The sequence below is a fragment of the Kitasatospora setae KM-6054 genome (genome assembly GCF_000269985.1).
Classification (GTDB): domain Bacteria; phylum Actinomycetota; class Actinomycetes; order Streptomycetales; family Streptomycetaceae; genus Kitasatospora; species Kitasatospora setae.
The window spans coordinates 4,375,516-4,388,448 of the sequence record NC_016109.1; the positions used below are offsets into that span (position 1 = coordinate 4,375,516).

Below are 12,933 nucleotides of genomic sequence, written 5' to 3' on the forward strand. Positions count from 1 at the left end.
TGATGGCGCAGGAACCGGAGCTTTCGGGCGTGGACCTGGCCCGGGTCGCGCTGCGCGCCGCCAAGGAGCAGGCCAGGCAGCGCGGCGAGCAGGTGCGCGAGCGGCGGGAGGCCAAGCGGACCGGGCTGCGCAGCGGCGCCCGGGCGGACGGCCGGGACCCGGTGCCGCTGGGGGCCGCGCTGAACCGGCTGATCACCGAGCGGGGCTGGGAGGCGCCGGCCGCGGTCGGCGGGGTGATGGGCCGCTGGTCGCAGATCGTCGGCCCGGACATCGCGGCGCACTGCGAGCCCAAGTCGTACGCGGAGGCCGAGGCGGTGCTCACCGTGCAGTGCGACTCCACCGCCTGGGCGACCCAACTCCGTTTGCTGGCACGCCAGTTGGTGGCCAGGCTGAACCACGAGCTGGGGCACGGCACGGTCCGGGTGATCAAGGTGCTGGGGCCGGACGCGCCGGTGCGCGGCTACGGGCGGCTGCGGGCGCCCGGCAGCAAGGGGCCGGGCGACACCTGGGGCTGAGCCGGGCGGAGCGGACCGGCGGGCTCCGGAATCGCTGGCGGCCCTGCCAGGCGCTCTGAGCCCCCCTGTCGAGTATCGGGACACGTCCAGAGGGGATTCAGGGCGGCACATCTGCCTTCAGAGGCTGCCAAACGCCCCTCACTGTCGGTCGTACCGGTAGACTGGAGAGCAAACACCGTCGTGTGCAGCAAATCGAGTCGAACCGCCGTGGTCGCACACCTGCCCGGACACCCGGGCGGGGGCGCGGCCCGTGCTGTGCCAGAGAGGGCGCTTCGTGGCCGATTCCGGCAACCCCAGCCAGACCCCAGACCCGTCCGACCAGAAGGCCTACGACGCCAGCGCGATCCAGGTGCTGGAGGGCCTCGACGCCGTCCGCAAGCGCCCGGGCATGTACATCGGCTCGACCGGTGAGCGCGGCCTGCACCACCTCGTCTACGAGATCGTCGACAACTCGGTCGACGAGGCGCTGGCCGGCCACGCCGACACCATCGGCGTCACGATCCTGGCCGACGGCGGCGTCCGGGTGGTGGACAACGGGCGAGGCATCCCGGTCGGCATCATGCCCGGCCAGGACCGGCCGGCCGTCGAGGTCGTGCTGACCGTGCTGCACGCGGGCGGCAAGTTCGGCGGCGGCGGCTACGCGGTCTCCGGCGGTCTGCACGGCGTCGGCATCTCGGTGGTGAACGCGCTCTCCACCCGCCTCGCGGTGGACATCAGCACCGACGGCGCGCGCTGGACGCAGGAGTACAAGTCCGGCGCCCCGACCGCTCCGCTGGCCCGGCACGAGGAGACCGGGGAGACCGGCACCACGGTCACCTTCTGGGCCGACCCGGACATCTTCGAGACCACCGTCTACTCGTTCGAGACGCTCTCCCGGCGCTTCCAGGAGATGGCCTTCCTCAACAAGGGCCTGACCATCGCGCTGACCGACGAGCGCCCCGAGCACGTGGACGACGAGGGCAAGCCGCTCTCGGTCACCTACCGGTACGACGGCGGCATCGCGGACTTCGTGGCCCACCTCAACTCCCGCAAGGGCGAGGTGATCCACCCCTCGGTGATCGACTTCGAGGCCGAGGACAAGGACAAGACGATCTCGGCCGAGATCGCCATGCAGTGGAACTCGTCCTACACCGAGGGCGTGTACTCGTTCGCCAACACCATCCACACCCACGGCGGCGGCACCCACGAGGAGGGCTTCCGGGCCGCGCTCACCGGTCTGATGAACCGGTACGCGCGCGACAAGAAGCTGCTCCGCGAGAAGGACGACAACCTCTCCGGCGAGGACATCCGCGAGGGCCTGACCGCGATCATCTCGGTCAAGCTCGGCGAGCCGCAGTTCGAGGGCCAGACCAAGGACAAGCTCGGCAACACCGAGGCCAAGACCTTCGTCCAGAAGGTGGTCAACGAGCACCTCGCCGACTGGCTGGACCGCAACCCCGCCGAGGCCGCGGACATCATCCGCAAGTCCATCCAGGCCGCCAGCGCCCGGGTCGCCGCCCGCAAGGCCCGCGACCTGACCCGGCGCAAGGGCCTGCTGGAGTCCGCCTCGCTGCCCGGCAAGCTCTCGGACTGCCAGTCCAAGGACCCGGCCGAGTGCGAGATCTTCATCGTCGAGGGCGACTCGGCCGGCGGCTCCGCCAAGCAGGGCCGCGACCCGCGCACCCAGGCGATCCTCCCGATCCGCGGCAAGATCCTGAACGTCGAGAAGGCCCGGATCGACAAGGTGCTGCAGAACACCGAGGTCCAGGCGCTGATCTCGGCCTTCGGCTGCGGCATCCAGGAGGACTACGACGCCGCGAAGCTGCGGTACCACAAGATCGTGCTGATGGCCGACGCCGACGTCGACGGACAGCACATCCGCACCCTGCTGCTGACCCTGCTGTTCCGCTTCATGCGCCCGCTGGTCGAGGCCGGGTACGTCTACCTCGCGATGCCCCCGCTCTACAAGATCAAGTGGGGCCGGGACGAGTTCGAGTACGCCTACTCCGACCGCGAGCGCGACGCGCTGATCGCGGCCGGCGTCGAGGCCGGCCGCCGGCTCCCCAAGGACGACGCGATCCAGCGCTTCAAGGGCCTCGGCGAGATGAACGCCGAGGAGCTGCGCGTCACCACGATGGACGCCGCGCACCGCCTGCTGCTCCAGGTCACGCTGGAGGACGCCGCCCGCGCCGACGACCTGTTCTCCGTCCTGATGGGCGAGGACGTCGAGGCCCGCCGCTCCTTCATCCAGCGCAACGCGAAGGACGTCCGCTTCCTGGACGTCTGACGTCCCGCCAAGGATCGTTGAAAGGAAACTGACCACCAGTGGTCGACGACAACCGTCCCGACGGCGGCGAACAGCCCGAGGACAGCACCACCCCCGCCCAGGCCGGCAACCGGGTCGAGCTCATCGAGCTCGAGACCGAGATGCAGCGCTCCTACCTCGACTACGCGATGAGCGTGATCGTCTCGCGCGCCCTGCCCGAGGTCCGCGACGGCCTCAAGCCGGTGCACCGCCGGGTGCTCTACGCGATGTACGACGGCGGCTACCGGCCCGAGAAGGGCTACTACAAGTGCGCCCGCGTGGTCGGCGACGTGATGGGCAACTACCACCCGCACGGCGACACCTCGATCTACGACACCCTGGTCCGGCTCGCCCAGCCCTGGTCGATGCGGATGCCGCTGGTCGACGGCAACGGCAACTTCGGCTCCCCGGGCAACGACCCGGCCGCGGCGATGCGCTACACCGAGTGCAAGATGATGCCGCTCGCGATGGAGATGATGCGCGACATCGACGAGGAGACCGTCGACTTCGCCGCCAACTACGACGGCCGGCAGCAGGAGCCGACCGTCCTGCCCTCGCGGATCCCCAACCTGCTGGTCAACGGCGCCACCGGCATCGCGGTCGGCATGGCGACCAACATCCCGCCGCACAACCTCCGCGAGGTCGCCTCCGGCGCGCTCTGGGCGCTGGAGCACCCCGGTGCCTCCAACGAGGAGCTGCTGGAGGCCCTGGTCGAGCGGATCAAGGGCCCCGACTTCCCGACCGGCGCGCTGATCGTCGGCCGCCGCGGCATCGAGGACGCCTACCGCACCGGCCGCGGCTCGATCACCATGCGCGCGGTGGTCGAGGTCGAGGAGATCCAGGGCCGCCAGTGCCTGGTGATCACCGAGCTGCCGTTCCAGGTCAACCCGGACAACCTCGCCCTCAAGATCGCCGACCTGGTCAAGGACGGCCGGATCGCCGGCATCGCCGACGTCCGCGACGAGTCCTCCTCGCGGACCGGCCAGCGCCTGGTCATCGTCCTCAAGCGGGACGCGGTCGCCAAGGTCGTCCTGAACAACCTGTACAAGCACACCGACCTGCAGACCAACTTCGGCGCCAACATGCTGGCCCTGGTCGACGGCGTGCCGCGCACCCTCTCGCTGGACGCGTTCATCCGGCACTGGGTCGCCCACCAGATCGAGGTCATCGTCCGCCGGACCACCTTCCGGCTGCGCAAGGCCGAGGAGCGCGCGCACATCCTGCGCGCCCTGCTCAAGGCGCTCGACCAGATCGACGCCGTGATCGCCCTGATCCGCGCCTCGGAGAGCGCCGACGCCGCCCGCACCGGCCTGATGCGGCTGCTCGACATCGACGAGCTGCAGGCCAACGCGATCCTGGAGATGCAGCTGCGCCGGCTGGCCGCGCTGGAGAGCGCCCGCATCCTCAGCGAGCACGACGAGCTCCAGGCCAAGATCAACGAGTACAACGCGATCCTCGCCTCGCCCGCCCGGCAGCGCGAGATCGTCTCCGAGGAGCTCACCGCGATCGTCGAGAAGTACGGCGACGAGCGGCGCTCCACCCTGATCCCCTCCGACGGCGACCTCTCCATCGAGGACCTCATCGCCGAGGAGGACATCGTCGTCACCATCACCCGCGGCGGCTACGTCAAGCGCACCCGCTCCGACCTCTACCGCTCGCAGAAGCGCGGCGGCAAGGGCGTGCGCGGCGCGCAGCTGAAGCAGGACGACATCGTCGACCACTTCTTCGTGACCACCACCCACAACTGGATCCTGTTCTTCACGAACAAGGGCCGGGTCTACCGCGCCAAGGGCTACGAGCTCCCCGACGCCGGCCGCGACGCCCGCGGCCAGCACGTCGCCAACCTGCTGGCCTTCCAGCCGGAGGAGCACATCACCCAGGTGATGGCCGTCCGCACCTACGAGGACAAGCCCTACCTGGTCCTCGCCACCCGCGGCGGCCTGGTCAAGAAGACCCCGCTCAAGGACTACGACTCCCCGCGCTCCGGCGGCCTGATCGCGATCAACCTCCGCCAGGACGAGGAGGGCCAAGGCGACGAGCTGATCGGCGCCGAGCTGGTCTCCGCCGACGACGACCTGCTGCTGATCTCCAGGAAGGCCCAGTCGATCCGCTTCAAGGCCACCGACGAGGCGCTCCGCCCGATGAGCCGGGCCACCTCCGGAGTGAAGGGCATGGCCTTCCGCGAGGACGACGAACTGCTCTCGATGAACGTGGTGCGGCCCGGCACCTACGTCTTCACCGCCACCGACGGCGGGTACGCGAAGCGGACCTCGGTTGACGAGTACCGTGTCCAGGGACGCGGTGGTTTCGGTATCAAGGCGGCGAAGATCGTCGAGGGCCGGGGCTCGCTGGTCGGCGCGCTGGTGGTCGAGGAGAGCGACGAGATCATGGCCATCACCCTCTCCGGCGGCGTGATCCGGACCAGGGTTTCCGAAGTGCGTGAAACCGGACGTGACACCATGGGCGTCCAACTGATCAACCTCGGAAAGCGCGACGCGGTGGTGGGCATGGCCCGCAACGCGGAGGCGGACGAGGAGGAGGGCGCGGACGACACCGTCGACGAGACGGAGTCCGCCGCGGCCGCCACCGAGCAGGACGCGACCGGCACGCCCGACCAGGGCTGACGCACGGACGCGCCCCGTGGTGCCCGCCCCGCCGCCGGCGGGGCGGGCACCACGGGCCGACCGCGGGCCACCGGGGCCCGCGGCGCACGAGCACAACACGGTCCAGGACGGTGCGATCGCCCTGGCGGACGGTTCGGGAGGACCACGGTGAGCGGAGCCACGGGTGCTGGAGGTGCCACGGGCGGCCTGGCGGGCGGGCAGCAGGCTTACGGAGCCCCGACCCCGCCCCCGCCGCCGAGCACCCCGCCCGCGGGCGGCTTCTCGCAGCCGACCACTTACGCCAAGGGCCAGCCCACCCCGCCGCGCGGCACCCGCGTCCCCGGCGCCCCGGGCGCGCCCGGCTCCGGCGGCCAGGGCGGCGCCGGCGGCCCGGCCCGCCGTCCCGGCCCGGCCCCGGCCGCCGGCGCCCCCGGCCGGACCCGCCGGGCCCGGCTGCGGGTCACCAAGGTCGACCCCTGGTCGGTGATGAAGGTCAGCTTCCTGCTCTCGCTGGCCCTCGGCGTGATCATCATCGTGGCCGCCGCGGTGCTCTGGATGACCCTCGACGGCCTCGGCGTCTTCTCCTCGCTGACCGGCACCCTGAAGGACGTCACCGGCAGCGGCGGCGACGGCTCCAGCGCCTTCAACCTGATGGACTACATCGGGTTCGGCAAGGTCATGCTCTTCACCGTCCTGATCGCCCTGGTCGACATCGTCCTGATGACCGCCCTGGCCACCCTCGCCGCGTTCATCTACAACTCGGCGGCGGGCTTCACCGGCGGCGTCGAGCTGACCCTCGCCGAGGAGGACTGACCCCCGGTCAGTTTTCCCTCCCCCGAGCGGAATGACCCGGGCCCCGGAGGCTGTTGAAGCCTCCGGGGCCCTTCGCCGTCCCAGCGGCAACCGGGTGAACCGCCCGGCGCACCGGTAGCGGCACCCGGGCCCCACGTGCACAGATGGAAGAACGGGAACGGCCAGCGGGCCGCCCGGCCGCGCGCGGCGGCCACCGGGCGACCCGGACGGGTACGACGGCTCGGGAAGGTCCGCCATGGCACAGCAAGCCCACCAACTGGTCGGCGCGGTAGAGGACGTGATCGGCCGCCCGGTCCCCCTGCGGGTACGCGCCCGGGACGGCTCCACGGCCGGCCCGCCCGGAGCCCCCACCGTCGTCCTGCGCAACCGCCGCGCCCTGCGCCGCCTGCTCTGGGCCCCCGGCGAACTCGGCCTGGCCCGCGCCTACGTCGCCGGCGACCTCGACGTCGCCCCCGACACCGACCTGTACGAGGTGCTGGCCGCCGTCACCGCCTTCGCCGAGGACCCGGACGCCCCCCGCCGCCGGATCGGCCCCCGGCAGTACCTCGGCGCCCCCGGCCGCCGCCTGCTCGCCGCCGCCCTGCGGCAGGGCGTCCTCGGCCCGAACCCGGCGCCCCCGCCCGAGGAGGTCCGCCGCCGCCGCGGCCCGGCCCACAGCCGCCGCCGGGACCGCGCCGCGATCAGCCACCACTACGACGTCGGCAACGACTTCTACCGGCTCGTCCTGGGCCCCAGCCTGGTCTACTCGTGCGCCTACTGGGAGCCCGCCGCGAAGAGCCTGGAGGACGCCCAGGCCGCCAAGCTCGACCTGATCTGCCGCAAGCTCGGCCTGCGCCCCGGCATGCGCCTGCTGGACGTCGGCTGCGGCTGGGGCTCGCTGGTCCTGCACGCGGCCCGGCACTACGGCGTGGAGGCGGTCGGCGTCTCCATCTCCACCGAACAGGTCGCCCTCGCCCGGCAGCGGATCGCCGAGGCCGGCCTCGCCGACCGGGTCGACGTCCGGCTCCAGGACTACCGGGAGATCCCCGACGGCCCCTTCGACGCCATCTCCAGCGTCGGCATGGCCGAGCACGTCGGCTCCGCCCAGTACCTCGTCTACGCCCGCCACCTGCACGACCTGCTGGCCCCCGGCGGCCGCCTGCTCAACCACCAGATCGCCCGCCGCCCGCTGCCGCCCGGCGAGACCTACCGGCTCTCCCCCTTCATCGACCGCTACGTCTTCCCCGACGGCGAGCTCTCCCCCGTCGGCACCACCGTCTCCCGGCTGGAGCAGGCCGGCCTGGAGGTCCGCGACGTCGAGGCGCTGCGCGAGCACTACGGCCGCACCCTGCGCGAGTGGGTCGCCAACCTGGAGGCGCACTGGCCCGAGGCCGTCGACCTGGTCGGCCGCGGCCGGGCCCGGGTCTGGCGGCTCTACATGGCCGCCTCCGCCGTCGCCTTCGAGCAGAACCACATCGGCGTCAACCAGGTCCTCGCCGTCCGCCCCACCCCCGCCGGCGCCTCGGGCCTCCCCCCGACCCGCCCCGAGTGGCTCGCCGGGGCCGCTGAGCAGCACCGCGAGCAGAGCCGTCCGGAGGGCCCCCGGGATACGGATTTGGGAGATCGGCCGACGGTCCGCTAATCTTTGAGTGCGGCAAGGGCCTATAGCTCAGACGGTTAGAGCGCTTCCCTGATAAGGAAGAGGCCACAGGTTCAAGTCCTGTTAGGCCCACCGGCGCGAAGGCTCCGATCACCAGGTGATCGGGGCCTTCGACGTGTTGGGCCCGTAACCGCGCCGCTTCCCGCTCGTTGGGCCCGGTGCGCAGAGGCAACACAGGGTGAGCCGACTCGAAACTGATGTGAAGTCTGGGATAGCCGGGCGACAGAACCGGCCATTGGGTGACGTGGGACGTAGCGCGACCTCTGCTCCGGCCGGCGGATGATCCGGCCCCGCCCGCCCCGGGCGACAGGGCGGTTCCCACGTCATGTCTTCATTCACCCCTGTGAGGCAACTCCCATGTCCATGGAAGCCGCGCTGCTCGAATCCAGGACGCTCCGCAGCGGCCTGTGCGAGCGCACCGAAGTCCTCGACGAGGTCAAGGCCCTCGTCCTGCTGCCCGACGGGCTGTACGTCACCACGCGGATGGTGGCGGACTACTTCGAGGTCGGCGAGCCCGCCATCTACAGCCTGCTCCGCCGCCACCGGCAGGAGTTGGAGGGCAACGGGTTCACCGTCCTCAAGCCTGTGGATAACCCCGGGAACCAGACATTCAAAACGAATGGCTGGCAGGTCAGCGACCCGCAGGGGGGTGTCCGGCGGTCCGACGGGGCCGAGCGACCGGCGCACCCTGTGGACAACGAGAACCAGAAGTGCAAAGTGCACTTCTGGCAGGTCAGCGGTACCGAAGGAGGTGACGGAGCCTTCTCCGCCCCCACCCCACCTGTGGATAACCTCCGCCCCCAGGGCGGCGGCAACGGCGTCGCCCTCTACTCCCGGCGGGCCGTCCTGAACGTCGCGATGCTGCTGCGGGACAGCGAGGTGGCCCGGCGGGTGCGCGGGCGGCTGCTGGACGCGGTGGAGGCGGCGGCGCGGCCGGTGGTGGAGCCGCCGGTGGTGCACGCGTTCCGGGCGCGGCCGTGGCGACGGTGGAGCGAGTTGCGCTGGGACGAGTACGAGGCGGGTCGGCGGGACCCGGCAGCGGCGGCCTGGCGGCGGCGGATCGACGGGCTGGAGCCGTTCGGGGCGGCGCTGCCGTCCTGGGAGGACGAGCCGGTGGTGCCGCCGTACGCGGAGGGGCCGGCGTACGCGTTCACGCTGGAGGACCTGCCGGCGGTGGTCTCGGGGCTGGCGCTGTCGGTCGGGTCGGTCGAGCGGCGGCTGGACGCGCAGGGGGTGCTGATCACCGCGATCGGTGAGCGGATCGCCCGGCAGGAGACCCGGATCGACGCCGTGGGCGCCCGGCTGGACGGCCTGGCCGACGACGTGCGGGCGATCCGCCGGGACGTGGCCCACCTGCGGGGGAGGCGGCGCCGCAGGTGACGGGTGACCGGTAGCGGGAGTGCGCGGGCGCGCCGCCGGGCGGGAACGGCGGCGCGCCCGGGCGCGTTGTCGGGGGCGTGGGCATCTTCTGGGCGATGAGCCTGCCGGGCCTGGTCTGCGCGCTGGTGCTGTTGGCGTTCGTGGACCAGCTCGCGCTGCGGGCGCGCCGCAGCCGCTGGGTCCCCTGGCGCGGCACGGGCCGGGAGGGGCAGGTCTCGGCGACCGGCTTCGAGCAGTTGCACGCCCAGTTCGCGGCGGGCAAGCAGGCCGAGCTGGAGCAGCGGAAGACCACCCTGATGCTCCGGGACGAGGAGGGCGAGGGCGCGCCGCCCCGCTCCCGGGTCGACCTGGAGGGCGGGGTGGCGGTGATCCGCGCCGGCCATTCGCGGTCGGACGATCCTACCGATGCCGAGGTGTCAAAGCCGGTGGCGGATCGGTTGGTTGACGGTGGCGGGGGCCGCTCTTGAACCGGTTACCGGTGTGTATCATCGGCCCCAGGGCGGTCTGCACCCTGACCGCTGGTTCGTGCTCCCACATCCAAGCAAGCAAGAAGGACGAGGTCCCGCGGTGAAGAAGCTCCTCCTGGTCGCCCTGGTCGCCCTCGGCGGCTTCTTTGTCTACCGTCAGGTCCAGGCGGACCGCGCCGAGCAGGACCTGTGGACCGAGGCGACCGACCCGGTCCCGGCCGGCCGCTGAGCGCCGACTGACGAAGTCCGCTCGGACCGGTCCGCGGAGCACGGGCCGCGGCCGGTCCGAAACCCGCGTGGGCGGCTGCCCGTGAGCGGGTAGGCTATCCCCCGTTGCTCGGGGCCTTAGCTCAGTTGGTAGAGCGCTGTCTTTGCATGGCAGATGTCAGGGGTTCGACTCCCCTAGGCTCCACAAGTCGACGAACGGCCCCCGATCCGGTTCCTCCGGGTCGGGGGCCGTTCGCGTGCCCGCGGGTACGCGGGTGGGTTCAGTGCGGCTTGCGCGGGTCGTGCGGCTTGGGGCGGTCGTCGTCGGCGGGCGCGGCCTCCGGCCGGCCGCCGTCCGCGGGCTCCTCGCGCGGGACGGAGCCGTTGAGCACGGTCTTGCCGACCGGGGCGCCCGCCGCGGTGCCGGCGGTGCCCGTCGGGCCGGCGGCGTCCGGGGCGGCCGGAGCGCCCGGAGCGCCCGGGGCGGCGGTGGCGGGGGAGGCGCCGGCCGGGCCGGTGCTGGCGGGCTGGGTGGTCGGCGGGGTGACCGGGGCCGGGGGTTCGGTCAGCCACTCGGGGTTGTTCTGCTTGCGGTACCACTGCCAGGCCAGCACGCCGGTGCCGATGGCCAGGGTGCCGGCCACCGCGAGGCCGGTGGCCCAGCCGTTGCGGTGCTGCTTCTTGGCGTTCTTCGCGGCCAGCGCGCTGATCTCGGCGGCGGTGACGTTGCCGTGCAGCGCGCTGACCGCCGCGGCGCCGCGGGTCTGCGCCTCCTGGGCGATCGGGGTGACGCTCTCCCGGGCGGCCTGGAAGGTCTCGGCGACCTTGGGCACCACGGTGGCGCGGGCCTGGCCCGCCGCCTGCCCGGCGGACAGCTTGGCGGCGAGGGCGGCCTCCTGGGCCCGGTGGACGGCCCGGAGCGCGGCCTTCTGGGTCTCCGGGGGAAGGCTGGTGAAGGCGTGCTCCAGGTGCGGGGCGACGTGCTTGACGTACTGCACCCGGGCGGCGTGCGCGGCCTGCCCGGCCCCGGCCCTGGCCTGCGCGCCGGCGGCCGCGGCCTTCGGGCCGAGCGCCTCCAGCCTGGGGCCGAGCACCTGCTTGGCCTCCTCCGCGTAGTGCAGGGCGGTCTCCTTGGCGGAGACGGCGTAGGGCGCCACGGCGTCCTTCGCCCGTCCGGCGGTCTCGCGCGCGGTGTCCGTACGGCTCACGGGCTTCTCCTTCTCGGCGGGTGTCCGGCGTTGTCCGGTATGCACTTTTCCACCTGCTAGGAGATCATGCATCCCGCCGGTCCGCCGAGCACCTTCGACTGAGCCGTCCGCGACCCGCGTGGGATGATTCATCGGATAGTCAGGCAAGCGATAGGAAGGTACTTCCGTGGCTGAGGAACTCACCGCCACCCTGAAGACGAACCGCGGCGACATCGTGGTCAAGCTCTTCCCGAACCACGCGCCGAAGACGGTCGCCAACTTCGTGGAGCTGGCCGAGGGCACCCGCGAGTGGCGGAACCCGGAGACCGGCGAGCTGGCCGCGAAGCCGCTGTACGACGGCACGGTCTTCCACCGGGTCATCGACGGCTTCATGATCCAGGGCGGCGACCCGCTGGGCAACGGCACCGGCGGCCCGGGCTACAAGTTCGCCGACGAGTTCCACCCGGACCTCTCGTTCGACCGCCCGTACCTGCTGGCCATGGCCAACGCCGGCCCGGGCACCAACGGCTCGCAGTTCTTCATCACGGTCGGCGCGACCAGCTGGCTGAACCGCAAGCACAGCATCTTCGGCGAGGTCACCGACCCGGCCAGCCGGCAGGTCGTCGACGCGATCGCCACCACCGCCACCACCAAGCCGTACGACCGCCCGGTCGAGGACGTGGTGATCGAGCAGGTCGTCGTCTCGCGCGGCTGAGGACGGCCGCGTCCCGGCCCCGGGCCGGACGGGTCCGCCGCCCGGGAGGGCCGCGGGCAGTAGCCTGGACGGTCCCGGTGGTGCCCCGTCACTGTGACGGCGGCGGCGCCGGGACCGTCTCGTTGAGGAGGGACAGCGGCGATGCATCCGGAGGAGCCCGCGCGGCCGACGCCGGCGGACGGCCAGGGCCAGGGCCGGGGGAGCGGACTGCCCGGCTGCCACCGGCACCCCGAGCGGGAGACCGGGGTGGGCTGCGCCAGGTGCGGGCGGCCGATCTGCCCGGAGTGCATGCTGCCCGCCGCGGTGGGCTTCCAGTGCCCGGAGTGCGTGCACGGCGCCGAGGCCCGCCAGGAGCGGGCCGCCCGGCAGCCCCGGACCTCGGCCGGCGGGCTGCTGGCGCTCGGGGACGGGGCGCTGGTCACCAAGGTGCTGATCGGGATCAACCTCCTGGTCTTCCTGTTCACCCAGTACGTCGACCAGTCCTGGCAGAAGAACCCCCTGGGCATGTACAGCTGGGCGCCGGCGCCCTGGGAGCGGCACGGCGTGGCCGAGGGCCCGCTGGAGTGGTACCGGCTGGTCAGCGCGCAGTTCGTGCACGGCGGCCTGATGCACATCGCGGCCAACGTGTTCTCGCTCTGGGTGCTCGGGCCGCAGTTGGAACGGGTGCTGGGCCGGGCCCGGTACCTGACGCTCTACCTGGTGTCGGGCATCGCGGGCAACGCGTTGGGCTACCTGCTGACCGGGGCCGACATGTGGGCGGTCGGCGCCTCGGGTGCGATCTTCGGCCTGCTGGGTGCCACCGCGGTGCTGTTCCGGGTCACCAGGACGCCGATGCAGCCGGTGATCGCGCTGCTGGTGGTGAACCTGGTGATGACCTTCTCGCTGCACAGCGTCATCGACTGGCGGGGCCACCTCGGCGGCCTGGCGGCCGGCGTCGCGCTCGCCGCCGGGATGATGTACCCCGCACGGGAGAACCGGCGGCTGGTGCAGGGGTTGACGGTGGCCGGGGTACTGGCGGCGAGCCTGCTGATGATGCTGCTGGGCACGGCCCGGCTGCCCGGCTGAGGTCTGTCCACAGCGGGGGCGCGCCGGGCGATTGGCCCTCCCCGCTCTACGCGCGTTA

At 72.4% G+C, this 12,933-nt stretch carries 11 protein-coding genes and 2 tRNA genes; 12 read left to right on the top strand and 1 reads right to left on the bottom strand.

All coding sequences use genetic code 11. From position 1 onward, the window contains the following. The first annotated feature begins 2 nt into the window (after window positions 1-2). The 10 genes from KSE_RS19360 (at window position 3) to KSE_RS19400 (ending at window position 10,113) form a co-directional block, all read left to right on the top strand. Entirely contained in the window at window positions 3-515 is a 513-nt protein-coding gene (locus KSE_RS19360; RefSeq protein WP_014137024.1) for a DUF721 domain-containing protein, read from the top strand. A 250-nt stretch (window positions 516-765) separates the two neighbouring features. After that, window positions 766-2,781: a DNA topoisomerase (ATP-hydrolyzing) subunit B gene (gene gyrB, locus KSE_RS19365; protein ID WP_033257672.1), complete on the top strand. Its 2,016-nt coding sequence runs from the start codon at window positions 766-768 to the stop codon at window positions 2,779-2,781. 38 nt (window positions 2,782-2,819) lie between these two features. After that, complete coding sequence (gene gyrA, locus KSE_RS19370; RefSeq protein WP_014137026.1) at window positions 2,820-5,423, top strand: DNA gyrase subunit A; 2,604 nt, start codon at window positions 2,820-2,822, stop codon at window positions 5,421-5,423. Window positions 5,424-5,570: 147 nt separating this feature from the next. After that, window positions 5,571-6,215 (top strand): DUF3566 domain-containing protein, encoded by a 645-nt coding sequence (locus KSE_RS19375; protein WP_014137027.1) that lies wholly within the window; start codon window positions 5,571-5,573, stop codon window positions 6,213-6,215. 235 nt (window positions 6,216-6,450) lie between these two features. Continuing rightward, window positions 6,451-7,836, top strand: coding sequence for an SAM-dependent methyltransferase (locus tag KSE_RS19380; RefSeq protein ID WP_014137028.1), 1,386 nt, complete (start codon window positions 6,451-6,453; stop codon window positions 7,834-7,836). 16 nt (window positions 7,837-7,852) lie between these two features. After that, window positions 7,853-7,926, top strand: a tRNA-Ile gene (locus KSE_RS19385). A 285-nt stretch (window positions 7,927-8,211) separates the two neighbouring features. After that, window positions 8,212-9,234, top strand: a complete 1,023-nt coding sequence (locus KSE_RS44815; RefSeq protein WP_014137029.1) for a hypothetical protein — start codon at window positions 8,212-8,214, stop codon at window positions 9,232-9,234. A 77-nt stretch (window positions 9,235-9,311) separates the two neighbouring features. Continuing rightward, window positions 9,312-9,701 (top strand): DUF6191 domain-containing protein, encoded by a 390-nt coding sequence (locus KSE_RS19395; RefSeq protein ID WP_014137030.1) that lies wholly within the window; start codon window positions 9,312-9,314, stop codon window positions 9,699-9,701. Window positions 9,702-9,801: 100 nt separating this feature from the next. Next, entirely contained in the window at window positions 9,802-9,930 is a 129-nt protein-coding gene (locus KSE_RS44820; RefSeq protein WP_014137031.1) for a DLW-39 family protein, read from the top strand. Window positions 9,931-10,040: 110 nt separating this feature from the next. After that, window positions 10,041-10,113 (top strand) — tRNA-Ala (locus KSE_RS19400). Between the two features lie 76 nt (window positions 10,114-10,189). Here KSE_RS19400 and KSE_RS42205 read toward each other — a convergent pair. Further along, on the bottom strand, window positions 10,190-11,116 hold the full coding sequence (locus KSE_RS42205; RefSeq protein WP_014137032.1) for a DUF5324 family protein: 927 nt from the start codon (window positions 11,114-11,116) through the stop codon (window positions 10,190-10,192). Between the two features lie 166 nt (window positions 11,117-11,282). Between KSE_RS42205 and KSE_RS19410 the strand changes: the two genes are divergently transcribed. Both KSE_RS19410 and KSE_RS19415 read left to right on the top strand, forming a co-directional pair. Beyond that, window positions 11,283-11,810, top strand: a complete 528-nt coding sequence (locus KSE_RS19410; protein WP_014137033.1) for a peptidylprolyl isomerase — start codon at window positions 11,283-11,285, stop codon at window positions 11,808-11,810. Between the two features lie 141 nt (window positions 11,811-11,951). Beyond that, window positions 11,952-12,875, top strand: a complete 924-nt coding sequence (locus tag KSE_RS19415) for a rhomboid family intramembrane serine protease (RefSeq protein WP_014137034.1) — start codon at window positions 11,952-11,954, stop codon at window positions 12,873-12,875. Window positions 12,876-12,933: the final 58 nt, after the last annotated feature.

Excerpts from the sequence above, each read along its gene's own strand:
- KSE_RS19380 (WP_014137028.1), top strand. The coding sequence starts at position 6,451 with ATGGCACAGCAAGCCCACCAACTGGTCGGCGCGGTAGAGGACGTGATC.
- KSE_RS19415 (WP_014137034.1), top strand. The coding sequence starts at position 11,952 with ATGCATCCGGAGGAGCCCGCGCGGCCGACGCCGGCGGACGGCCAGGGC.
- KSE_RS44815 (WP_014137029.1), top strand. The coding sequence starts at position 8,212 with ATGTCCATGGAAGCCGCGCTGCTCGAATCCAGGACGCTCCGCAGCGGC.
- KSE_RS19360 (WP_014137024.1), top strand. The coding sequence starts at position 3 with ATGGCGCAGGAACCGGAGCTTTCGGGCGTGGACCTGGCCCGGGTCGCG.